The organism is Thiovibrio sp. JS02 (genome assembly GCF_053485635.1).
Genome location: NZ_CM130715.1, coordinates 1,644,681 through 1,667,554, shown reverse-complemented (window position 1 = coordinate 1,667,554; position 22,874 = coordinate 1,644,681). Strand labels below are relative to the sequence as shown.

Sequence of the window (22,874 nt, the reverse complement as noted above, 5' to 3'; positions counted from 1 at the left end):
GAGGGATCTGAAGCCATGCGGATCAGTTGCGTCATTCCCACGCGAAACAGGGCCCAGCTGGTTTGCCGGGCCATTGCCAGCGTCTGCGGCCAGGATACTCCGGTTTCCGAACTGATCGTGGTGGACGACGGCTCGACGGACAATACCGGCGCCATTGTTGCCCGGCGCTTTCCGGATTGCCGCCTGCTCCGCCTGCCCGGCCTCGGCCCCGGTCCTGCCCGGAACGCCGGGGTGGCCGCCGCTTCCGGCGAGATTGTCATGTTTCTTGATTCCGACGACGTCTGGCTGCCCGGCCATGCCGGCGCCCTGCTCGCCGCCCTGGCCCGCGGTTATCCCGTGGCCTACGGGGTGAGCCGGACCATCGATGAGGTCTCAGGCGGCGAGTTCCTGATTCCCGAGGCAGGGAAGGGCCATGAAGGGCGTTGCCTGGAAGCCCTTGCCCGCTGGTGTTTTCTCCTGCCCTCCGCCCTGGCCCTGCGCCGGGAAGCCTTTGTTGCCTGCGGCGGTTTTGCCGCCTCCGTCCTGGGCGAGGACTGGGCCTTTTTCATCCGGCTGGCCAACCGCTTTCCCTTCGGGTTCTGCGGCCCCGCCCCCATCACCATCCGCTATCTCCATGCGGGCAGCCTCTGCAGCCAGGCAAGCGGCGGGCGGCTCGACCGTGCCCTTGCGGCGGTTCAGGCCAGCCTTGCCGCCACCTCGGTTTCCGAGGAGGGTCTCGCCTCCTTCAAGGCCCTGGCCGCCTGGACCAGGCGGCAGGAAACGGATTGGCGGACGGTACAGGAATGGTATTCGTCATTGCGTCAGGAGGATCTGGTGTGACACTGCATATTTCCCTTTCCGAGCATGCGCGGGCAATAAAACGCTGCCTCGACATTCCGCAGCAGAAGCCGTCTTTCCCCATGCCGCTGCCCGAGGTGGGCATCAGCGGCAAAACCGTCTGGGTGCGCCTGCCCGCCGGGACCATTCCCTTTGCCGCCAGGCTCGAAGTGAGCTTGGGCGCCCTGGCGCGCGGCATCCACATGTCCCGGCTGGAAGAGGTGATTACCGGCCTCCATGCCCGGGAATTCGCCGATCTCCGTGAGTATGCCCTCGCCCTGGGCGGCGAGATGCTGGCCAGGCAGGGAGCGGAGCAGGGCAGGGTGCGCCTGCGCGGCCAATTGCCGCTCCTGCGCACCGCCACGGCGAGCAAGCGGCAATCCCTCGATTCCATCGAGGTCGGCGTCGATCTGCGTCTGAAGGCGGGGGCTGATGGGTCCGCCCTCTCCCTGCTCTACGGGGTGGGGGTCAACCATATCACCGCCTGTCCCTGCACCCAGGCCTACAATCAGGTGCTTTTCAACAAGACGGGCGGCGACCCCTGCCCCCTTTCCACCCATTCGCAGCGGTCGCACACCAGATTGCAGATCGGCGCCGACGCCCGCGCCCCGGAGCTGGAGGAGATCCGCGCCTGCCTGGAGAAGGCCCTGCACGTAACGCAGGATCTGCTGAAGAGGCCCGATGAGGCGGAATTGGTCTTCAAGTCGCACGCCGCTCCGCAGTTTGCCGAGGATGCGGTGCGGGAGGTGGCCCGGCAGGCCGGCCTGTACTTCGGCCCCCGCCTGCCCGCGGAAACGCCGGTGATCATCGAGTCCCTGAGCCTTGAGAGCATCCACATCCACGATGTCTGCTGCCGCCTCCAGACAACCCTGGCCGAGATCCGCGCCTGTCTGCCGGAAGCGCCATGAACGCTTTGCTGCCCCGCGATTTTCTTGAGGAGTATCCGGAGCCGCTGCGCCGGGCCCTTTGCGCCATGGCGCGGAGCATGCCGGCAAACCGCCTCTATGTTGCCGGTGGGCCGGTCCGCGACTGGCTGCTGGGCAGGGTTCCCTGCGATCTCGACCTCACCGTCGCCTCCGGGGCAGTGGCCGCCGCCCGGCAGCTGGCCAGGGATCTGGGGGGAACCTTTGTGCTCCTCGACGCCGATGAAGACGTGGCCCGGGTTGTCTGGCAGGGCTTGAGCATCGATTTTTCCTCCTTTCGCAACGGGTGCGGCAGCATTGAAGAGGACCTTGGCCAGCGCGATTTCACCATCAACGCCCTGGCCGTCGCCGTTTCCGGCGCAAAGCCCGGCCTGGCCTCCCTCGCCGTCATCGATCCCGCCGGCGGGGTGGCCGATCTTGCCGCGAGGCGTATCCGCATCCCTTCGCCCGCCAGCCTGCTTGCCGACCCGTTGCGCCTCCTGCGCGCCTATCGCTTCAGCGCCACCCTTGCTTTTGCCATCGAGCCCGGAACCCTGACCGAAATCGCCCGCCATAGGGAGCTTATCCTGCGGCCGGCCATGGAGCGGATCGCCTATGAGCTTGCCCTGATCATGGCCTCGGCGCGGGCTGCCGCCACCGTTGCCGCTCTGGCGGCAAGCGGCCTGCTCTGGCTGATTTTTCCGGAGCTTCGGGCCGGAGAGGGGCTGGGCCAGCCCGCCAGCCATCATCTCGACGTTTTTGCCCACAACCTCGAGGCCCTGCGCCGCATGGAGGAGCTGCTGGGGAACCCGGCCGGCCTCTTCCCTGGTCAGGGGCCGCTTTTCGCCCGATACCTGGCGCAACCGAGAACCGGGGTGCTCCTCAAGTGGGCGGCGCTTTTTCATGACGTGGGCAAGCCCGCCACCCATGAAACCGTTGCCGGGCGCATCACCTTTTACAACCACGACCGGGCCGGCGCCGGGCTTTTCGCCGCCATTGCCGAACGGTTGCGCTGGCGCAGGGACGATCGGCAGCGGGTGACGCGGCTGATCGATCTGCACATGTGGCCATTTCACCTGTGCAACGCCCGCCTGAAGACCGGCATCACCCGGAAGGCCTGCCTGCGCCTGGTCAAGGCTGCGGAGGATGACCTGGCCGGGCTTTTCCTGCTGGCCATGGCCGACAGCCTCGCCGGCCAGGGGCCGGGACGGCCGGAACGGATGGAGGAACGCCTGGCCGACCTTTTTGCCGAGGTCAACGGGGTATACGAGGAACACATCAAGCCGCTCTTCTCACGGCCGCCGCTGCTCAGCGGCCATGACCTGATCCGGGAGTTTTCCCTGGCTCCCGGGCCGGTCTTCCGGGAGATCCTCGACGGTCTTGAGCGGGCGCAGGTGGAAGGGGAGGTTCGTGAGCGGAGTCAGGCCCTTGCCTGGGTGCGGGCCTTTCTGGACGGGGAAAAACGGGAATAAAATAAGTTTGACTCGCATTCCCGCCCCGGAGTACCCTGGAAAGGTGATGCCCCCGCGTTCGCTTCCCGCGCTGTTTGTTGGACATGCTCACCTCAACCAAGACCGGCCAGGCCCTATGAAAGAAAAGATCCCGAAAGGCCCTTATTGCACCTTGTTCAAGTCGCTCACCCAGAACGATTTTCTCAACACCATCAACCACCACATGCTCAGCTTTCTCGGCCGCGATCCGCTCCGGGCCGGGGCGAGGGAAGTCTATAAATCGCTGGCCTACACCCTGCGCGATTTTCTGATCGAGCGCTGGATCGCCACCCAGAAGGGCTATTACGCGCACAACAGGAAACGGGTCTACTACCTTTCCCTGGAGTTTCTCATCGGCCGCTCCCTGGGCAATTCCCTCATCAACCTGGGCTTTTACGACGAGATGGGCGAGGTCATGAAGCAGATGGGCTACGATCTCGAAGAGGTCCGGGAAGAGGAGGAGGACGCCGCCCTGGGCAACGGCGGCCTCGGCCGGCTTGCCGCCTGCTTTCTCGACTCCCTGGCCACCCTGGGGATCCCGGCCTACGGCTACGGAATCCGTTACGAATACGGTCTTTTTTACCAGCGCCTCATCGACGGTTTTCAGGTCGAGCATCCCGACAACTGGCTCCGCTACGGCACGCCCTGGGAATACGAGCGGCCGCAGAACCTCTACCCGGTTTATTTCTACGGCCGGGTGCAGCGATTCACCGACAATCTGGGGAGAACCCGCACCGAATGGGTGGACACCGACGAGGTGATGGCCATGGCCTGTGATGTCCTGGTGCCGGGATTCAACAACGACTACGTGATCAACATGCGGCTCTGGACGGCGCGCGCCTCCCGCGAGCTTGACCTCTCCTTTTTCAATCGCGGCGATTATATCACCGCGGTGCAGAGCAAGGTGCAGTCCGAGACCATTTCCAAGGTTCTCTATCCCTCGGACGATATCAGGGAAGGACAGACGCTGCGCCTCAAGCAGCAATACTTTTTCGTGGCCGCGACCTTTCAGGACATCCTCCGCCGCTACAAGAAGAAGAACAACACCTTCAACGCCTTTGCCGACCAGATCGCGGTCCAGCTCAACGACACCCACCCGGCCATCGCCATCCCCGAGCTGATGCGTCTGCTGCTTGACGAGGAATGCCTCGCCTGGGACATGGCCTGGCGGATCTGCGTCGACACCTTTGCGTACACCAATCACACCCTGATGCCGGAGGCCCTGGAAACCTGGCCGGTGGATCTGCTGGGCCGGGTGCTGCCCAGGCATCTCGAGATCATCTACGAGATCAACCGGCGCTTTCTCGACGAGGTGGCGGCCCGGCATCCCGGCAACCCCGATCTGCTCCGGGAGATGTCCCTCATCGAGGAAACGCCGGTGAAAAAGGTGCGTATGGCGCATCTGGCCATTGTCGGCAGCCATTCCGTCAACGGGGTGGCCGAGCTGCATACCCACCTTCTGAAGACCAGGATTTTCAGGAATTTCCACGAGTTTTTCCCGGGCCGCTTCAACTGCAAGACCAACGGCATCACCCAGAGGCGCTGGCTGCTCAAGTGCAATCCCGGCCTGGCCGGGCTCATCACCAACGCCATCGGCGGTGAATGGGTGACCGATCTCTACCATCTGCGCGGCCTTGAGGCCCATGCCGACGACAAGGGCTTTCAGAAAAAATGGGCCAGGGTGAAGCTGGCCAACAAAAAGCGCCTGGCCGCCTTCATCAGGAAGGAGTGCGGAGTGGCGGTGGACCCCAATACCCTTTTTGACGTGCAGGTCAAGCGCATCCATGAGTATAAACGGCAACTGCTCAATATTCTGCATGTCGTCACGCTCTATCACCGCATCGTCCGCGGGGAGGACTCTGATTCTCCTTCCCGCACCGTGATCTTCGGCGGCAAGGCCGCGCCCTCGTATCTGAAGGCCAAGCTGGTGATCAAACTGATCAACTCCGTGGCCGAGGTGGTGAACAACGATTCCAGGGTGGCCGGCCGGCTCAAGGTGGTTTTCATCCCCAACTACGGGGTTTCCCTGGCCGAGAAGATCTTCCCGGCCTCGGAGCTTTCCGAGCAGATCTCCACCGCCGGCACCGAGGCCTCCGGCACCGGCAACATGAAATTCTCCCTGAACGGCGCCCTGACCATCGGCACCCTGGACGGGGCGAACCTCGAAATCAGGGAGGAGGTGGGTCCGGAAAACATCTTCATCTTCGGGATGACCGCCGAGCAGGTCGAGGAGGCGCGCCGCAGCCCCAGGCGCACCGCCGCCGACGTCCACCGCGACAACCCGGAGGTGAAACGAACGGTGGACAGCATCAAGAACGGCTACTTCAGCAAGGGCGATACCGCTCTTTTCGCCCCCCTGGCGGACAGCCTCCTTTCTCCGCAGGACCCTTACCTCCAGCTCCTCGATCTGGAGGATTATCTGCGCTGCCAGCAGGAGGTGGGCCAACTCTATCACGATCAAGCCGCCTGGACCCGGAAGAGCATCCTGAACGTGGCCCGGATGGGCAAATTCTCCAGCGACAGGACCATCAGGGAATATGCCCGGGACATCTGGGGGATCCCGGTTGATTGAGGCCGCCTTTGCCGCGGCGTTCCCGGGTTGAGAGCTTTTTCTTCTTCCCTGCCTTGACAAGTTCGCGGAGAAAGGGTTTTATAGCAAAAAATTCAAGTGCGCATTTTTCATCATCCCGGAACACGGTGTAAATCCGTGGCGGTCCCGCCGCTGTAATCGGGGATGCTGGTCGACATGGGAAGATTCCCGGTCACTTCCGGAGCATACTCCGGGGGGAAGGCCGTCGGCCGGCAGCTGATCCGAGAGCCAGAAGACCTGATGAGAGATGTATTGCTGGGTATTCTCATGGAAACGGAACCCGGAGTGGCCTTTGTGCGGCCGCTCCGGGTTTTTTTATGCCCTTCGCCCGGGGCGGCGGGGGAAAACCACGAACAGCCATGGAGGCTTGTCATGAAAGAGAAAAAAGAAATTATTTCCTATCGTCGGCGCTGCAACCTGATCGGCCAGGGAACCGGTCTTTCCCACTACATCCTGCTCACCCCGAAGGCGGAGAACAACGGCAAGGGCGCGGGCAAGTGATGGGACAGGCAGAACAGCACAATCAGGCGTCGCGTTTCGCCAACACCGGCTATGGTCCGAATTTTTCCGTTCTCGAAATAGGAGACCCGGATCGGGTCGCGGTTGTCGAACCGGACACGGCCTATTGGGCCCTGGTCGCGCGCGGCGATTTGGGGGAGGCCCTGGCCGGCGGCCTGGTGGAGGATTTCCGCGCCAGGGCCGGCGAGTTCGCCGGGGAGATGGCGCATCTGCGCGGCGGGCTCACCCTCTCCGCCGTGTACCTGAACCCCACCGAGCGCTGCAATCTCAACTGCAGCTACTGCTACCTCCCGGACGAGATGCGGAAAAACGGCATCGACATGGGCGAGGAGCGCTTGTTTGCCGCTCTTGCCACCTTAAAGGCCCACTTTAACAAGATCCTGCCGGCGGGGGTAAAACCCCAGCTTATTTTTCACGGCAGCGAGCCCATGGTGGCCAGGGAGGCGATGTTTGCCGGGATCGCGGCTTTTGCGGACGACTTCCGTTTCGGCATCCAGACCAACGGCACCCTGCTCGATGATTCGGCCATAGCTTTTCTCAGGCAGCATCAGGTGGGCATCGGCCTTTCCCTGGACGCTCCCACTGCCGAGGTGGCCAACGCCACCAGGAAGAACTGGCAGGGCGCCGGGTATTTTGACAGGGTGGTCGGAGTGATCAGGAAGCTCGTCGATTATCCGGCGCTCAACGTCATCACCACGGTGACCACGGCGAATGTCCATACCTTGCGCGAGATGGTGGAGTTCTACCATGGGCTCGGGGTCAGGGTGGTCATGCTGAACCCGGTGCGCTGCACCCGGAAAGGCGGCCTGGCATTGAAGCCGGACAATGCGCAGTTGGCTGATGCCTTCTTCCGTGCCCTGGACCGTTCCCTGGAGCTCTACGGGCAGACGGGCCGAAAGGTGGTCATCGCCAATTTTGCCAATGTTCTCGCCGGAGTGGTGGGGCCCACCGGCCGCAGGCTCATGTGCGACATCTCGCCCTGCGGCGGCGGCCGCTGCTTTTTCGCCGTGGCAGCGGACGGATCGGTGGTGCCCTGCAGCGAGTTCATCGGCATGCGGGAGTTTGCCGGCGGCAATATCTTCAGCGATGGCCCGGAGACGATTCTGGCCAGCAAGCCCTTTCTGGCCGTGACGGGCAGGAAGGTGGAAAAGATCGTGCCCTGCGCGGGCTGCGCCATCCGCCACTTCTGCGGGGCGCCGTGTCCGGCGGAGATTTATAAGCTGGCCGGCGACATCAATGCGCCGAGTCCCTATTGCGGTTTTTTCGAGGAGCAGGTGCGCTATGCCTTCCGGGTCATCGCCCGGGGCATGGAAGAGGCCTTTCTCTGGGATTCCTGGCAGGAGGAAACCGAGGTCTCCTACTGCTGGAAATAACCGGTCTGGAAAACCCGTTGTGAAGGGGCCGGTCATCTTCGGACATGATCGGCCTTTTTTGCCTTTTCCTGTTTCCCCTTTGTATTCTTGAGGTACAATGAGCAGAGATTTTCTGGCCGTGGCCTTGCCCCGACGTCGGGCCGCCTCGGCCCGCTTTTGCGCTTTTGTCAATACCAAGGAGGGAGATCGTTATGAAGGTTGTGGCCTTTAGTGGAAGCGCCCGCAAGGGCGGGAACACCGCGAAGCTGTTGAATACCGTGCTTGAGGAACTCGCGGCCCAGGGGATGGAGACCGAGCTGGTCGAGCTGGCCGGCCAGGCGCCAGGCGGCTGCATTGCCTGCTACAAGTGCTTTAAGGAGAAGAACAGCCGTTGCGCCGTGAAAAACGACATCATCAACGACTGCCTGCGGAAGATGATCGAGGCGGACGGCATCCTCCTCGGCTCCCCCACCTATTTCGCCGATGTTTCCGCGGGAATGAAGGCCCTGATCGAACGCTGCGGCATGGTTTCCCGGGCCAATGGCGATCTTTTCCGACGCAAGGTGGGGGCCGGCGTGGTGGCGGTGCGCCGGGCCGGCGCCTATCAGGTGTTCAATTCCTTGAACGCCTTTTTTCTCATCGGCCAGATGATCGTGGTCGGCTCCTCCTACTGGAATATCGGCATCGGCCGCGAGCCCGGCGAGGTGGCGGGCGACGAGGAGGGCATGAAAACCATGCGTGATCTGGGAAGGAACATGGCCTGGCTGCTGCACAGGATTAAAGGGGATTGACGGTTCAGCAAAGAAAGTTCCAGGACTGCAGTTCGCGCTGCAGCAGGTGGCTGTCGTAGCGTTTGAGCAGGGCCAGGGCCTCGGTGAGCGCTCCCTGCGAAAACCGCAAACGTTCAAGTTTGCCCTGGGTAAGGTCCTGGGCCCTGCGAAGCAGTTGCACGGTCTGGATGGAGATGGGCAGGGAGCTTGCGGAAAATGGCGGCTCGCAACGGCTGCAGACCAGGCCGTTGCGCAAGGGGCTGAAACGGTAAGGGCCGTTCCCGGCGGCAAGGCTGCCGCAATCGAGGCAGCCGGAGAGAAAGGGCCGGTAGCCGAGGATGTCCAGCATCCTGATGTGGAAAAAAATTACCGTGCGTGGGCCGTCCCCGCCGGCGGCCAGCCCTTCCAGTGCCCAGGTGAGCAGGTCGAACAGCTCTTCGTCGCTGTCGTGTTCGCGGGTCCAGTGGAGGACCAGTTCGCAGAGCAGGGAGGCGGCGATATACTGCGGATAGCTTTCGCGTAGAATCGGATAGGGGGCGAGGAGGTCAGCCTCGTCCAGGCGCATGAGGGAGCTGGTGCGGCTGGGGGCGAGGTGGGTGGCGAGCAGGGAAAACGGCTCGAGTTTGTTGACGAATCGTTTCTTGCTGCGTTTGGCGCCCTTGGCGATCGCCGCGATTTTGCCCTGTTCCCTGGTGTAGAGAATGACGATCTTGTCGGAATCGCCATGGTCCTTGACCTGGAGCACCACGGCCAGGTTTCGCTGCTGGGGCATGGCCGGAAAGGATCAGTTTTGGGTGGGGATCACGAGCCGTGCGGTTTTCCCGGGTTTGCCCATGGGCGGCAGCGCTTTGTTGTTCAGGGTGAGGGCAACCCCGCCGGCGTTACCCACGAAGAGATTGATCTTCTCCCTGGCCTGCCAGACCGGATGGTCGCCGGGACGGTAGGTGAAGGAGCGGGGCTTTTCATCGTCGATCTGGATTTTGAGCCAGGTGGTCAGGGTAAAATCCGCCTCCAGGACATAGGTTGCCTCGGCCAGGGCTGCGGAAGAGGCTGCGGCGCTCTTGGCGGGCGTTGCCGCCGCCTGGGTGGCGGGCTTGCCGGTCTCTTGCTTTTCCGACTCCGTTCCGCTGGTTGCCGGTTTGCCAGGGGCGGGCTGTTTTTCCTCGACCTTTTTTTCCGCCGGCGAGGATTGCGGCTTGCCGGTATCGGCGCCGGCAGCCTGGGCTTTTTCCGGAGCGGCGGCTGGCCCCTCCTTGCCCGCGGTTTCAAGCGGGGCAGGGGGGGCCGCATCCTGCAAGGTGGAGGAGAGCGCCTGCGCGCTTTCCTCTGCCGGCGTCAGGGCGCCTTCCGGCAGGATGGTTTCGGCGTCGTCGTCCGCGCCCACGCCTTGCTCGGCGGGCGGGGTGATTTCCACCGGTGGCGCGGGCGGCTGGCTCTGGCTTCTGTTCACCAGGGGCGGAACTTCCTGCTCCGTTGGCGTTGCCCCGTTGAACGCGTTTATCAGCCAGTAGCCGACCAGGATGAGGCAGGCCGCCACGAGGGCATAGGTTATGAAGCGGCTGGCCGGTATGGCCGGCGACTCGGCAAGGGTTTCCGAGGAGAGAACCTCCTGGGCATTGATCTTCTCTTCCGGGGGAGGGCCGCCGGCGGACTGCTGGATGTGCCAGGAGAGCGCCTCGTTGGGATCGACGCCGAGGTACTGGGCATAGATCTTGATGAAGCCCCGGGTGAACACCTCGGCCGGCAGCGCCTTCTTGTTGTTTTCCTCGATGGCCAGCAGGGTGGAAGCGTGGATCCGTGTTTCCTTGGCGATCTGTTCAAGATCCTTGCTCTGGCGCAGGCGGTGTTTTTTCAGATAACTGCCCAGGGTTTCGCCGGACTTGGAAAGATGCGCTTCCGGTCCCGGGCTGTTTTCCGTCTGTTCTGCATGGTGGGTCATAACGCCATTCCCCTCTCAGTGGATGGTTTGCCGATCCGGGCCGATCACAGCATCTTTTTAATGTACGCCTCGTCGCGGAGCTCTTTCACCCATTTCTGAAACTGGTTGTTGAGATCCTCTTCATAAAGACGTTTGCGGATCTCCTCCTTGACCGATTCGTAGGAGCCCTGCAGACGGATATCGCCGTGGTCGGAAAGAAGCTTGAAGAACTGGTAGCCCGCCGGCGTCTCTTCGATGGGGCTGATTTCGCCGGGCCGCAGGCTGAGGATGCTCTGTTTCATGGCGGCGTTCAGTTCTTCCTTTTTGAAAACCCCGATGTCGCCGCCGTCGGCGGCTGAAGGCAGTTCGGAATGCTGCCGGGCCAGGGTGCGGAAATCCTGGCCGCCGGCGGCCTGTTCGCGCACTTCCTCGGCGCGCTGCCTGGCCTCGGCCCTGGCTGCGGGGGAATCATCCTTCCAGGCGAAGCCCATCTGCAGAATGTGGTAGGCCTCATCCCTGGTCTTATCCGCGTAATGTTTTTCGTAATATTCCTTCATCCGCTCTTCGGTTATCACGACCCGCGAACGGATTTCGTAGTCCACCAGCCGGTCCTGCAGGATCTGATTTCTGATGAGGCCGCGGTAATCCTGTTCCGTGGTGCCCATCAGTTCGATCTGCTGCCGGAATTTCTCCGGGGTGATGTTGTTTCTGGCAATGATCCGCTCAATCGCGCCGTCCACCTCGGCGTCGCCGACGGAAACACCCATCTTCGCCGCGCGCTGCTCGACGATGAGCTTGTCGATGAGATTGGAGAGCATCTCTTCCCTGGCCTGGAGCAAGGCCGTCTCCACCTGCTCGGGTGGCGCCTGCTGGGTGATTTTCCGGAACAGGGCCGCGCCTTCCCGACTGAGATCGGAGAAGGTTATGACGTCATCGTTGACGATGGCGACGATGCGGTCGACAAGTTCGGCTTCGGCAAAGGAAGGGGTGAGCAGGGTGAACAAAAAGAAGGGGATCAGAAAGATACTGGAAAAGATTTTTTTAATTTTATTCATAATCCTCTGATAATATTTATTTTTTTGTAGAGGGCGAAGAATATCTCATCTTTTTTACCACAGTCTTGTTCAATTGTCATCTTCCATGAGTGAAAGGAGGATTTTTTGCGCGTCGCGCAGGGTTTGGGCCGGATCCGAGTGCGATTCGCCGCCGACGATCAGTCTGGCCTCGGGAGTGAAGCGCACCTTCTTCCCGTGGCTTTCGATCATTTTCAGGATTTTTTCGGGCCGGACCGGGGTTTTTTCATGGAAGCTGAAGACAAGATTGGCCGGTCCCTGCTCCAGACGGGTTATCCACAGCCTGCGGAGAAGGGTTTTCAAGGCCATGACCTCGAAAAGATTTACCGCCTCTGGGGGCAGCTGCCCGTAGCGGTCGGCGAACTCATCCTTGAGGTCGAGGAGTTCGTCCTCGTTTTCCGCCGAGGTGAGCCGGCGGTAGGCGACATAGCGCTGTTCGGTGGCCGGGATGTAGCGTTCGGGCAGGAAGGCGGAGATGCGTAAGTTGATTTCCGGCTCGATCTGTTCGGCCGCCGGCGCCTCGGCCGTGCCCCGGTGCTTGAGGTCCATGACGGTCTGCTGCAGCAGATCCAGGTAGAGGTCGTAGCCCACCGCCGCGATGTTGCCGCTCTGGGAAATACCCAGGATATTGCCGCCGCCGCGGATCTGCAGGTCGCTCATGGCCAGCTTGAAGCCGCCGCCCAGCTCGTTGTAGTCCATGAGGGCCCGCAATCGTTGCTGGGCATCCTTGGACAATCCGTCCAGGGAGGGGACAAGCAGATAGGCGTATGCCTGCTCCCGGCCCCGGCCGACCCGGCCGCGGAGCTGGTAGATCTCGGCCAGCCCGAGCCGGTCCGCCCGGGTGATGACGATGGTGTTGGCATTGGGGATGTCGAGCCCGGATTCGATGATGGTCGTGCAGATGAGGACATCAACCTCCCGGTTGACGAATTTGACCATGATCTCCTCCAGGGCCTTGCCAGGCATCTGGCCGTGGGCCACGGCAAGGCGCGCCTCCGGCACCAGGGCATGGATCTTCGCCGCCACTTCCTGGATGGAATGCACCCGGTTGTGCACCAGGAAAACCTGGCCGCCCCGTTGCAGTTCCCGCACCACCGCCTCCTTGACGACCAGATCGTCATCCCGGGCCACAAAGGTTTTCACCGGCCGGCGATATTCGGGAGGGGAGCTGATCACCGAGAGATCGCGGATGCCGAGCAGGGAGAGCTGCATGGTGCGGGGGATCGGGGTGGCGGTGAGGGTGAGGACATCCACCCTGGTCTTCAGTTTTTTGAGCTTTTCCTTATGCGCCACCCCGAAGCGGTGCTCCTCGTCGATGATCAACAGGCCCAGGCGTCTGAAGACCACGTCCTGGGAGAGGAGGCGGTGGGTGCCGATGATGATGTCGATCCTGCCGGCGGCAAGATCCTGGACGATCCGGCGCTGCTCCGCGGCCGAACGGAAGCGGGTCAGGCTCTCGGTGCGGACGGCGAAGCCCTGCAGCCGTTCCCGGAAGGTGGCGGCATGCTGTTCGGCCAAAACCGTGGTGGGAACCAGGATGGCGACCTGAAAACCGTCGGTGAGCACCTTGAAGGCGGCGCGCACCGCGACCTCTGTCTTGCCGTAGCCCACGTCGCCGCAGACCAGGCGATCCATGGGCCGGGGCGAGGTGAGATCGTCGAGGACCTCGGTGATCGCCTTGAGCTGGCCTGGGGTCTCGTCATAGGGAAAGGACTCCTCAAGCTCATGGTACATCTCGTCGGGTCCGGAAAAGGCGTGGCCTTCCGCCAGAGAGCGGCGGGCATAAAGATTGAGCAGATCCTGGGCGACCTTCCAGACCTCCTCCTTGACCTTTTCCCTCCTGGTCTGCCAGGCCTTGCCGCCCAGCTTGTCCAGTTTCGGTTCCGTGTCGGACAGGCCTTTGTACTTGCTGATCACCTTGAGCTGATCCACCGGCACATAGAGCTTGTCGCCGTCCCGGTAGGTGAGCTGGATGAAATCGTTGGCCAGGCCGTTCAGCACCAGATTGACGATGCCTTCGTAGACCCCGAGGCCATGGGTGGTGTGCACCACGATATCACCGGGGTTGAGTTCTTCAAAATTGACGGCCGCCCGGCTTCTGGCTGCCTTCTTCTTTTTGCCGACCCCCAGGCGCATTTCCCCGAAAAGCTCGCTTTCCGACAACCAGTGCTGTTTCGCCTCGGGCAGGTCAAAGCCGGCGCTCAGCGGAGAGTCGAAGAGGATAAGCCGTCCCGCGGGCAGGCTTTCTTCGGAGGCCGGGGCCTCGGCAACCGTGAGCGGCAGGTCGTGCTGGCGCAACAGCTCGGCAAGGTGTTCGGCATGTCGCCGGGTTCGGCAGGCGAAGGCCACCTGCTCGCCGGCTGCGAGCCAAGCGTGCACCTGCCGGGCCAGTTCCGGCAGCATGCCGTGTTTTTTCCGCTGCAGCTCCAGCTGTTGCTTGAGCAGGGTGTGCGGGCCGCAGGAAATTTCCAGCCCTTCCCCCGCCTCCATGTCCGGGTGGGCGAAGTCGTAGAAGCGGGCCTGCTGAAAAGGGGCGAGCTTCTCCCTGAGCGCCGCTTCCGGCAGGAAGATCGCCTCCGGGGCCAGGGCCGGGGTTTTCGTCGCCACCGCTTCTTCGTGGTTGGCGCTGATCCGCTCCCGGCAGAGATCGAGGCTTTTCTTGATTTCGCCGGGCGCCCAATGAAAGATCAGGGTGTTTTCCGGCAGGTAGTCGAGAACGGTGGGTGGGGTGTCATAAAAAAGAGGGAGAAAGAACTCAATGCCGGGAAAGCGCTGTCTGCGGGCGAGACGATCCATTATCGCCTCGCCGCGCTCCTCATCCCAGGCGAATTTCTCGGCGCAGGCGCGGAAACGGTCGACCAGCAACGCCAGATCCCGGGATTCTCGCGGGAAGAGGATGTCGCTGACCGGCAGCAGGACAATCTCCTCGACTTCTTCAATGGAGCGCTGGCTGATGGGGTCGAATTTGCGGATCGATTCCACGGTGTCTCCGAAAAAATCGAGCCGTACCGGCGCGTCGAAGCCGGGCGGAAAGATATCCATGATCCCGCCCCGGATGCTGAACTCGCCGACGGACTGGACCAGGGCCGCTGCTTCATAGCCGGCGGCGGCAAGATTTGCCGCCAGCCCCTCCTGGCTTGTTTCTTCGCCGCGGATGATCAGTTCGGCAAGGCTGGAAAGAGAGGGCTGGGGCAGGGTCTTGCGCAGCAGCGCCTCGATGGAGATGACCAGAACAAAGGGAGAGGCGCTGGTCTGCATCTGATAGAGGGTGGCCAGTCGTTCGGCCACGGTTTTACCGTCCGGCGACAGGGGGGTGTAGGGAGGAATTTCATAGCCCGGAAAGTGATGGACCGGGGTGGCGCAGAACAGGGCCAGATCCTGGGCGAGATGTTGCGCCTGCGTCTCGCTGGGCATGATGCAGAGGAGCGGCCGGGTAAGTTCCGTGCTGCGGGCGATGAAGAGGGCGGCGGCGCTGCCCCTCAGCCCCGTGATATTCAGGGAACGGCCCTCCTTGAGGAGGGCCGTGACAGTGTTGTTCATCGGTTGTCTTTGCCCGAGAGCGCGGATGAAGAGAGTGGCCGCGCTCATGTTGCCGGGAGCGGCCGGCGCTAGAAAGCCCCGCCCAGGCTGAAATCCCAGACGCCGGACTGCTCGCCCGGCTCGGGGTCGAGATTGTATCCCCATTCAAGACGCAACGGCCCCATGGGCGACATCCAGCGGAAGCCCAGGCCGGCGCTGTAACGCAGGTCGCTGAAGTCCCAGGTTTCCTTGTCGTCGTATACGTTGCCGGTATCGAAGAAGACCAGGCCCTTGAGGCCGGCCTCCTTGACGATGGGGAATATCCATTCGAGATTGCCGTACCACATCTTGGTGCCGCCGATTCGTTCGCCGGTGGTCGGGTCAAGGGGGCTGACCTTGCCGTTGTCGAAGCCGCGGATGGTGTTCAGGCCGCCCAGGTAGAAGCGTTCGTAAACCGGCAGTTTCTTGTCCTCGTTTTCCGCGACATAGCCGGCAGAACCCTTGGCATGGAAGACGGTGTCCCACTTGAGGGGAAAATACCAGCTGGTCGAGGCCTCGTATTTGGTGAACGCGCTGTCGCCGCCCAGGAACATGCCGGCGTGCTTGATGCTGTAGGTGGTGATGGCGCCCTTGGAGGTGTCGGTGTAGCGGTCCCTGGTGTCCTTGGTCAGACCGACCCGGACGAAACTGGTGGTCTCGATGCTCTGGGACTCCTTGATGATCTCGGAGGCATAGGGGCTGACGTCGTAAAGCTGGGTGTCGTCGTAGCCGTAACCCCAGCCGAGAACCCATTTTTCCCAGACCGGGTAGGCGAAGCGCAGGGCGCCGCCGGTGGAGTCCTTGGTGTAGTCGTCGTATTCGCGTTCCCAGTTGTAGAGGTCGTAGCCGAAGAGCAGCTTGGTGTCGTTGAGCCTAGGCTCGGTGAAGCTGAAGTTGTAGCGGTTGGAACTCGAACTCATGTTGGCCTGCAGGGAGACACGCTGGCCCTTGCCCAAGAAGTTGTTTTCGCTCACCTCGCCCATGAACATCAGGTTGTCCACCGAGCTGTAGCCGGCGCCGACGCTGAAGGTGCCGGTGGCCTTTTCCTTGACGTCCACCACCACGTCCATGAGGTCTTCCTGCACCGTGGGCTCGGGGGTGACGTTCACCTCTTCGAAGAAATCAAGCCGCTGCAGGCGTTCGCTGCTCTTGCGCACCGCGCTCGCGTCGAGGATGCCTCCTTCCTTCACCTGGATTTCCCGGCGGATGACCTTATCCCGGGTCCGGGTGTTGCCCTTGATGTTGATCCGGTTCACGTGGACGAGGTGGCCCTTGCTGACCTTGAGGTTGACGTCCATGCGCCTGTCCTCGGCATTTTTGCTGAGGTCGGGCTCGATCTCCGCAAAGGCGAAGCCTTTTTCCGCATAGTAGTCGGTGAGACGCATAACGTCGTCGCGGAGGATCTTGCGGCTGAAGAATTTTTCCTTGCCCAGCTCGATGAATTTGAACATCTCGTTTTTGTCGCCGACGAGATCGCCGCCGATATCGATGGTGCCGACCCGGTAGCGGTCGCCTTCGGCAATTTCAAAGGTGATGATGAGGGCGTCTCCCTCGTAGCTGATGACCGGTTCGCCGATCTTGGCCTCGATATAGCCGTTGTTGTGATAGTGGGCGCCGATGCGGGAGCGGTCCTGCTCAAGAAGGTCGCGCTTGAGTTTGCCGGAATCGGTGAACCAGGAGAACAGCCCCTTCTCCGAGGTGGTCATCTCCTTGCGCAGTTCCCTGGCGGTGAAGGCGTTGTTGCCGACAAAGCGGATATCCTTGATGAAGACCTTGACGCCTTCCTCGACGACGAAGCTGACATTCACCCTGTCGGCGGTGCTGTAACTCAGCTTGGCGTTGACGTTGGTGCGGTAGAAGCCCTTGTCCTTGTAGAGCTTGCGGATATTTTCCACCGAGTTCTGCACTTCCTTGGTGTTGATGATGGTGTTGGGCGAGATGCTGATCACCTCCTTGATCTCATCTTCCTCGAGTTCGTCCTCGCCGTCGATGAGCACCTGGCCGATCACCGCCTTCTCGGTCAGCTGAAAGGTCACCTGCTTGCCCTTTTCCGTGTCGTTGACCAGGATCTGCACATCATCGAAGTACCCCATCTGGAAGATGTTCCGGAGGTCGGCGCGCAGGTTGGCCGGATTGTATTGATCGCCGGCCTGGCTTTTGATCTGGCGCATGATGGCGCCGGCGTCCGTGCGGGTGTTGCCGGCGATCTGGATGGATTCGATGAGAAAGTACTTGCCGGTGTGGGAGAGAATGTCGCCAACCAGCAGCTTGAGGGTGGCGGCGAGCTCCGCCTCGTTCCTGCTCACCTGATAAAAATATTTGGGCGGGGCGGCGCTGAAGAGATCGTAGACGACAAAATCCATGCTCAGCTGTTCGCCGAGCCTGGTGATGCTGCCGGTGGCCACATAGTTGACGGCGGCGGCGGTCACCAGGGGCGGCAGGCTGTTTTGCCTGGGCGGCCATTCCTCGTAACCGACGTTTTTGGCAACCTCTTCCCTGGGCAGCATGGTCAAGCCCTTGCCGGTCAGGACATCGAGCAGGGCCTGGTCGCTGGTGGCGCGCAGGGCGTCAATCGCGGTCTGGGCGTTGATTTTGGGAGGCAGGAAGATGGTATTCGGCTCGTCGCCCGCGGCCAGCGCCCGGCCCGGCGAGAAAAACACCGTCAGAAGGGCGAAAACAAGTAGCAGGACAGGGAACCGGTCCGGGCCAGGGATATTACGAGCAGAGGGCGAAGTGGGCAAGGCGGTTGTCTGTCGTTTCATAACCATTGATTTCAAGGGGGTGAAGGATGGGCGTCGGCTGCGTAAGGGAACTGTTTTTTGATCCGCGGGCAAAATAGTCTTACTGACTTAGCAGGCATTGCCACCGCTGTCAAGAATCTTTACTGTCATTTTACGGTTCGTTCAGGGCGCCGTTTTTCAAGGTGAGGCAGCGGTTCATCCGGCTCGCCAGTTCAAGATTGTGGGTGACCATGACCGTGGCCAGGGAAAGGGTCGAGCTCAGCTCCCGGATAAGTTCGAAAACCCGCAGGCCGGTGTTGGGGTCGAGGTTGCCGGTCGGCTCGTCGGCGAGCAGCACCGCCGGTTGCATGATGAGGGCACGGGCCAGGGCCACCCGCTGCTGTTCGCCGCCGGAAAGTTCGCCGATCTTGTGGCCGGCCCGGCCGAGGACGCCGACCCGATCCAGGAGGTATCTGCCTTCCTTTTCCAGCGCGGTGCGAGACCTGCCGGCAATGAGACCGGGAAGGAGGACATTCTCCAGGGCGTTGAACTCGGGCAGCAGGTGGTGCGCCTGAAAAACAAAACCGATCACCTGATTGCGAAACCGGGAAAGCTCATTGTCGGTCTTCGTGAAGACCTCCTCGCCCTTGTAGAAGAGCCTGCCCTGGCTGGGGCGGTCCAGGGCGCCCAGAATGTGGAGAAGAGTGGTTTTTCCGGTGCCGGAGGCGCCGACGATGGCCACCATCTCTCCGGGGGAAAGTTGCAGGTCGATGCCGGCCAGAACCGTGAGGCACTCGTGGCTGCGGTATTCCTTGCAAATGCCCTGGGCAAGGAAAAATGGCGGAGTTTCGTGCATGCGCTCACTCATAACGGAGGGCCACGGCAGGGTCGACCTTGGCCGCCTGCCAGGAGGGATAGAGGGTGGCGGCAAAGGTTATGACAACGGCGGAAACGGCGATGATGATGACATCCGAGGGCAGGACCAGGACCGGCAGGGTGGAGATGGGGTAGACGTCCGGCAGTTCGATGAACTTGTAGCGGCTCAGGAGCTCGCAGAGACCAAGGCCTCCCAGAACCCCCAGCACGGTGCCCACCGTGCCGATCACCAGCCCCTCGTAGATAAAGATGCGCATGATGCTCGCCGAGGTCGCGCCCATGGATTTCAGGATGGCGATATCCTTGTTTTTCTCCATGACCACCATGATCAGGGTGCTGACGATGTTGAAGGCGGCCACCAGCACCACCAGGGCCATGATCACCGAGAGGGCGGTTTTTTCGAGGCGCAGGGCGGAGAAGATGTTTCGGTTCATCTGCATCCAGTCCTTGGCGAGAAAATTGTGGCCGAGGCCTGCTTCGATCTGTCTGGCAATCCGGTCCGCCTTGTCGATGTCGGCGGTTTTCACCTCAAGGCCATGGACGCTGTCGTCAAGGTCGAGGAATTTCTGCGCGGTGTCGAGGGAAACGTAGGCCAGGGCGGAATCGTATTCGTACATGCCGGTGTCGAAGATGCCAACCACCTGGCAGGTGGTGATCCTGGGCAGGACTCCCATGGGGGTCAGAGGGCCGGCCGCGGAAATGAGCCGCACCTTGTCATGCATGAAGGCCCGCAGCTGCATGGCCAGATCCTTGCCGAGGATGATGCCGGGCAGCCTTCTCGCGCCTCCCGGCTGTTCCTCGGCCAGGTCGAGCAAGGAGCCCTGCTTGAGCTGGGAAGCCAGGCTGAGGACGCTGGGGGCGGTTTGCGGGTCGATCCCGCGCAGAACGGCGCCGGTGCCGCCGGCGCCGCTGGTGATCATGGCCTGGCTGTAGATATAGGGGGTGACCCCGGTCACGCCGGGGATCCGCTCCAGTTTGCGGGCAAGCTCCCTGTATTCCGGGACGCTGTCGCCAAGCTTCTGGACCACGACATGGGAGTTGATGCCGAGAATCTTGTCGCGGAATTCGGAGGTGAATCCGGTCATCACCGCGAGCACCACGATGAGGGCCATGACCCCGACCATGACGCCGGCCACGGAAATAAAGGAAATAAGGGAGATGAAACCCTGCTTGCGCTTGGCCTTTAAATAACGCAGGCAAACAAACCATTCAAATTGCACGGCTTCCCTCATTGGGCACGGTGGGATGGGCTGAAGAGCATCGCGAGACGGCTTGGCGTGCGCCTATTTCTTTTCTGGTCGCAGGTGCGGGAAGAGGATGACGTCGCGGATCGAGGGGGAGTCGGTGAGCAGCATCACCAGCCGGTCGATGCCGATACCCTCGCCGGCGGCCGGCGGCATGCCGTATTCCAGGGCGCGGACAAAGTCCTCGTCCATCTCCGGGAAAATCTCCTCGTCATCGCCCCGCTCGTCGATCTGCTTCTGCAGCCGCTCTTTCTGGTCGATGGGGTCGTTGAGCTCGCTGAAGGCGTTGGCCATCTCCCGGCCGGTGATAAACAGCTCAAAGCGGTCGGTCACCTCCGGGTTTGCCTCATTGCGCCGCGCCAGCGGGGAGACTTCCGTGGGATACTGGGTGACAAAGGTGGGGTTGATCAGCTTTTCCTCCACCAGCAGTTCAAAGAGTTCTGTTTTCGCCTTGCCGTGTCCGGCTTTTGGGTCGAGCTCGATTCCTTTCTCCAGGGCAAGCTGCCGGGTTTTTGCCGGGTCCCGCAGGATCTCGGGGGCAATGCCGCCGACGTGGATGAGCGCTTCATCCATGCTGTAGCGTTTCCAGGGCGGGGAAAGATCCACCTCCTGGCCCTGATAGGGCACGACCATGGAGCCGCAGACCTCGGCGGCAATGTAGGAAACCATCTCCTCGGTAAGATCCATCAGGTCTTCATAGGTGGCAAAGGCCTGGTAGAACTCCAGCATGGTGAACTCGGGGTTGTGGCGGGTGGAAAGGCCTTCGTTCCTGAAGTTGCGGTTGATCTCGAACACCCGTTCAAAACCGCCGACCAGCAGGCGTTTCAGGTACAGCTCCGGGGCGATGCGCAGGTAGAGATCCATGCCCAGGGCGTTGTGGTGGGTCTTGAAGGGCTTGGCCGTGGCGCCGCCGGCGATCGCCTGCATCATGGGGGTTTCCACCTCCATGAAGCCGCGGTTGCTCAGGAATTCCCGAACCAGGCGGATGATCTCCACCCGCTTGCGGAAGGTGTTCCGCACCTCCGGGTTCATGATCAGGTCCACATAGCGCTGCCGATAGCGGGTTTCCACATCGGTGAGGCCGTGAAATTTTTCCGGCAGGGGCCGCAGGGATTTGGTCACCGGTTTCACCGTGGCCGCTTCGATGGTCAGTTCGCCGGTCTGGGTGCGGAACAGCTTGCCGGAAAAGCCGGCAATGTCGCCCACATCCATTTTCTTGAAAATCTGGTAGGCTTCCACTCCCACATCGTCCCGCTTGATGTAGACCTGGATCCTGCCGGATTCATCCTGGATATGAAGAAAAGAGGCCTTGCCGAACTTGCGCAGGGCCATGATCCTGCCGGCCACCGATTTGCCGCCCTCTTCCACCGGGGCGTCCGCGTTGGCATTCCTGTCGAGGATATCAATGATCCGGTGTTGGGGCTTGAAATCATTGGCATAAAGATTTATCCCCAATTCCGACATTTCCTGCGCCTTTTGCCGGCGTTGTTTTAAGACCTGATTCAGTTCATCCATGGTTCCGCATGCTCAAGAAAGTAATTGAAGGTTAAAAACGACTGCTCACGGCAAGGGCGCGAGGTATTTGCCGCGGATGGCCGCGGAAAGATCGCGGGTCATGCCCAGCACCTTGCGGGCGTGGCTCAGCGGCAGGGAGCCGGTTCCGCAACTGGGGGTGATCAGACTCTGTCTGATCAGGGCCTGCATGTCCCATTCGCTGTTCACCAGCTGGGCCACCTGCTTCTCCCAGAGCGAAAAAAGCGTTTCCGCGGTTTCTTTTTCGATGTCTTCCGTTTTCGAGGTCGGAACAATGCCCCAGGCGATAATGCCGCCGCGGGCAAGGAAGGCGTAGAGCGCATCCTTGCAGGCCGCAAGCTTGTCAAAGAAGCCGTAGGCGTCGAAGCTGACGATATCCAGATTGGTGGAGAGCAGGAAATCCCAGTCGGTGTTGGCGCAGACATGGACCCCGGCCAGGCCCCCGGCGGCCTGAATCGCGCCCATGACCTCGTTGAGATCCTGGCCGATGTCGGTCAGGGAGACGGTGATGAAGGCCGAGGAGCCAAGACCGGCCAGCGCGGGCTCGTCGACGAAAACGATGACCGGCACTCCCAGATCCTTCAGGAATCTGGTCTGCCAGGCCGCCTTCAGGGAAAGGCCTTTCACCGCCATTTCGCGGATGGTCTGGTCATAATAGGCGGCCCGCCCTTCCTGATCGTGGAGGCCGGTGAGCAGGGTGAAGGGGCCGGTGAGCTGCCCCTTGACCGCGGCGGGCTTTCCGGTTGCCGCCGCCTCCCTGAACGCATAAAGCCCCTGGCCGCGGGATTTGCTCACCGCGAAGACGGAATCGGCAAGAAGCGCGGGGTCTTCCAGGGCGGCGAGGTATTGCTCGTAGTAGGCGAGCATCTCGCCCTCGAATTGCTCGGTATGGATATTGAAATAGGTGCGCTCGCCATCCTCGACAATCCCGGGCATGCCTTCGATGAACTGGTTGAGCATGCCTTCCAGGGGATTGCTGGGCAATTGCGGCCAGAGAGGGATCTCCGGCATGTGCTCAAAAATGAGGGAAAGGGCCTCCTGGCACTGGCCGACGGGCAGGCTGCCGATGAGGGTGGCAAGGCCGTTTGCCGGGAATGGTTGCGCGGTTTTCTTCTCTGTCATAGGGCTTCTCGTTGCTTGGGGAAACATGTTGCCGTGAGGTTGCAGGCAGGCATACTAGCTATCAATAATGCGCTGAAAAGTCAATGTATTTAACGGTTGGCAATTTGAGGAAGGGGAAAGCGGGGTTTCCTCTCCGGACCGGCAGGAGCGGGGAGAGACGGATGGTTCCCGCAGCCGCCATGTGCCGGGGAAAACGTTTTAATGTAGAGGCAAAGCGCAAGCCATCCTTGACTGGGCAATGAAAGTTGGTTATTTTTTGTTGTTCATGCGAGAGTGGCGGAATTGGTAGACGCACTGGTCTTAGGAACCAGCGCCTTTGGTGTAGGGGTTCGACTCCCCTCTCTCGCACCAGGGAAATTCCGGTCGGCCCCGTAGGACCTTTGCGTATGGC

16 protein-coding genes, 1 tRNA gene and 1 riboswitch are annotated in these 22,874 nt (G+C 61.6%); of the genes, 8 read left to right on the top strand and 9 right to left on the bottom strand.

Annotation, left to right across the window (positions count from 1 at the left end; translation table 11 throughout):
• Positions 1–15 precede the first annotated feature (15 nt).
• The 7 genes from ACUUL3_RS07755 (at position 16) to ACUUL3_RS07725 (ending at position 8,460) form a co-directional block, all read left to right on the top strand.
• Positions 16–819, top strand: a complete 804-nt coding sequence (locus ACUUL3_RS07755) for a glycosyltransferase family 2 protein (protein ID WP_448556119.1) — start codon at positions 16–18, stop codon at positions 817–819.
• A complete protein-coding gene (locus ACUUL3_RS07750; RefSeq protein ID WP_448556117.1) occupies positions 816–1,724 on the top strand; it encodes a GTP cyclohydrolase, FolE2/MptA family in 909 nt (302 codons plus the stop codon). The genes ACUUL3_RS07755 and ACUUL3_RS07750 overlap by 4 nt, the downstream gene beginning before the upstream one ends.
• Entirely contained in the window at positions 1,721–3,190 is a 1,470-nt protein-coding gene (locus tag ACUUL3_RS07745) for an HDIG domain-containing metalloprotein (protein ID WP_448556115.1), read from the top strand. The genes ACUUL3_RS07750 and ACUUL3_RS07745 overlap by 4 nt, the downstream gene beginning before the upstream one ends.
• Positions 3,191–3,305: 115 nt before the next feature.
• The gene (locus ACUUL3_RS07740; RefSeq protein WP_448556113.1) at positions 3,306–5,780 is read left to right on the top strand and encodes a glycogen/starch/alpha-glucan phosphorylase; all 2,475 of its coding nucleotides are present in this window, start codon (positions 3,306–3,308) and stop codon (positions 5,778–5,780) included.
• Between the two features lie 117 nt (positions 5,781–5,897).
• Positions 5,898–6,035: riboswitch (cobalamin riboswitch) on the top strand.
• A gap of 135 nt (positions 6,036–6,170) precedes the next feature.
• Positions 6,171–6,299 (top strand): hypothetical protein, encoded by a 129-nt coding sequence (locus ACUUL3_RS07735; RefSeq protein ID WP_448556111.1) that lies wholly within the window; start codon positions 6,171–6,173, stop codon positions 6,297–6,299.
• Positions 6,299–7,690 carry a peptide-modifying radical SAM enzyme CbpB gene (cbpB, locus tag ACUUL3_RS07730; RefSeq protein ID WP_448556109.1) on the top strand — a complete coding sequence of 464 codons (1,392 nt, stop codon included), beginning with the start codon at positions 6,299–6,301 and terminating at the stop codon, positions 7,688–7,690. Before ACUUL3_RS07735 ends, cbpB begins: the two co-directional genes overlap by 1 nt.
• 191 nt (positions 7,691–7,881) lie before the next feature.
• A complete protein-coding gene (locus ACUUL3_RS07725; protein WP_448556107.1) occupies positions 7,882–8,460 on the top strand; it encodes a flavodoxin family protein in 579 nt (192 codons plus the stop codon).
• Between the two features lie 4 nt (positions 8,461–8,464).
• On the opposite strand, the gene recO is transcribed toward ACUUL3_RS07725, so the two are convergent.
• The 9 genes from recO to ACUUL3_RS07680 all read right to left on the bottom strand — a co-directional run bounded on the left by recO (position 8,465) and on the right by ACUUL3_RS07680 (position 22,483).
• Entirely contained in the window at positions 8,465–9,211 is a 747-nt protein-coding gene (gene recO / locus ACUUL3_RS07720; protein WP_448556105.1) for a DNA repair protein RecO, read from the bottom strand.
• Between the two features lie 12 nt (positions 9,212–9,223).
• Complete coding sequence (locus tag ACUUL3_RS07715; protein ID WP_448556104.1) at positions 9,224–10,378, bottom strand: helix-turn-helix domain-containing protein; 1,155 nt, start codon at positions 10,376–10,378, stop codon at positions 9,224–9,226.
• A 44-nt stretch (positions 10,379–10,422) separates the two neighbouring features.
• A complete protein-coding gene (locus tag ACUUL3_RS07710; RefSeq protein ID WP_448556102.1) occupies positions 10,423–11,412 on the bottom strand; it encodes a peptidylprolyl isomerase in 990 nt (329 codons plus the stop codon).
• Positions 11,413–11,481: 69 nt separating this feature from the next.
• Entirely contained in the window at positions 11,482–14,970 is a 3,489-nt protein-coding gene (gene mfd, locus ACUUL3_RS07705) for a transcription-repair coupling factor (protein WP_448556100.1), read from the bottom strand.
• 68 nt (positions 14,971–15,038) lie between these two features.
• Complete coding sequence (gene bamA / locus ACUUL3_RS07700; RefSeq protein WP_448556098.1) at positions 15,039–17,750, bottom strand: outer membrane protein assembly factor BamA; 2,712 nt, start codon at positions 17,748–17,750, stop codon at positions 15,039–15,041.
• A 130-nt stretch (positions 17,751–17,880) separates the two neighbouring features.
• The gene (locus tag ACUUL3_RS07695) at positions 17,881–18,564 is read right to left on the bottom strand and encodes an ABC transporter ATP-binding protein (protein ID WP_448556096.1); all 684 of its coding nucleotides are present in this window, start codon (positions 18,562–18,564) and stop codon (positions 17,881–17,883) included.
• Between the two features lie 4 nt (positions 18,565–18,568).
• A complete protein-coding gene (locus tag ACUUL3_RS07690; RefSeq protein ID WP_448556094.1) occupies positions 18,569–19,804 on the bottom strand; it encodes a lipoprotein-releasing ABC transporter permease subunit in 1,236 nt (411 codons plus the stop codon).
• Between the two features lie 63 nt (positions 19,805–19,867).
• A complete protein-coding gene (lysS, locus tag ACUUL3_RS07685; RefSeq protein ID WP_448556092.1) occupies positions 19,868–21,343 on the bottom strand; it encodes a lysine--tRNA ligase in 1,476 nt (491 codons plus the stop codon).
• 45 nt (positions 21,344–21,388) lie between these two features.
• Positions 21,389–22,483: a hypothetical protein gene (locus ACUUL3_RS07680; RefSeq protein WP_448556090.1), complete on the bottom strand. Its 1,095-nt coding sequence runs from the start codon at positions 22,481–22,483 to the stop codon at positions 21,389–21,391.
• 267 nt (positions 22,484–22,750) lie between these two features.
• Here ACUUL3_RS07680 and ACUUL3_RS07675 point away from each other — a divergent pair.
• Positions 22,751–22,834 (top strand) — tRNA-Leu (locus ACUUL3_RS07675).
• Positions 22,835–22,874: the final 40 nt, after the last annotated feature.